This is a genomic window from Ruegeria sp. CH6, from assembly GCF_056537005.1.
On sequence record NZ_JBQFQS010000055.1, the window covers coordinates 1 to 1,134 of the forward strand.

Here is a 1,134-nt window from a genome sequence, read left to right on the forward strand (position 1 = left end):
CATCTGCTACCTCCATATCTGCTCAAAGATATGGAATCACGGATCAGAAAACTGGGGAAGACTGAATCTGATAAAGCCAGACGCGCTCTAATTTCGCTCGTTCAAATCAGTGATTTGAAATTGAAATGTATCCGCGCAATTGTATCTGAAGCCACCTTACATAAATGTAAGGCTTACACAAAGATCCCACAAAGCAAACCGATTAATACCTGCCCCTGTCGCTTACTCCTGCGGCAGGTATTTCAGGGGGCACCAATGAACTTGTTGGATCAATCAATCGCGTCGGCACCAAATTCCGTGATCGAAACACCCGTTTGGACTTCAAACCGGTCGCTTGACTTAACGCGCCCGCTGTTGGTGATCCTGTTCATGACCGCAATATTTCAGGTATTTTTTGCTTCTGTACCGTGGGTAGACTTGTGGTTCTCATCACTGTTCTGGAACCAATCTGAAGGCTTTGCCGCATTGCAATCACGGAGATTGGTCCTGTTTAGGGAAATCACTCAAAGTGTGTTTACCTGGATGGCCGCTCCGGCTTTAGCAGGATGGATTTTGGCTCAGTTTAAAATCAAAATAGCAAACATCTCCGGCAGGGTCTGGGGCTTCATCTTCTGCCTCTATGCCTTGGGTCCAGGTCTTTTGGTAAACGGAATCTTGAAGTCCTATTGGGGTAGAGCTCGTCCTGCTGATGTCTCTGAATTTGGTGGCGCAAGAGAATTCTCTCCACCCTTCGAAATCGTATCCCAATGCGAGAAGAACTGTTCCTTCGTCTCGGGTGAGGCCGCCGGGGCGGCAGCATTCGCGATAACTATGTTCATGTTGTCGCACTTTATTTCGAACAAACTGATTCGCTACATTACTCTGGGTATGGCAATTTTATCATCGCTGAGTGCAGCCTTACTCCGCGTTGTGTTTGGCCGGCATTTCCTTTCAGATGTGATCTTCGCAACTCTATTCGTTAGTTTAGTTGCAGTAGGACTTTTGGCTGTGTTCGGCGGCAGAAAGATGTTGATACCACCAACCCAAACATCCTAAATCGTATTCTAGAGCGCGTCTGGCTCAATTGGTTTCATATCCTGCGGCCTGGAAGAAGTTGTAGCACTCGTCTGGGGTGAACATGTCGCAGACTGCGCC

At 47.7% G+C, this 1,134-nt stretch carries 1 protein-coding gene; it reads left to right on the top strand.

Annotated elements, in window-relative coordinates; all coding sequences use genetic code 11:
- The coding region (locus tag ACR0CW_RS23155) for a phosphatase PAP2 family protein (protein ID WP_480789586.1) at positions 1-1,035 on the top strand (1,035 nt) is incomplete at its 5' end.
- Between the last annotated feature and the right edge of the window lie 99 nt (positions 1,036-1,134).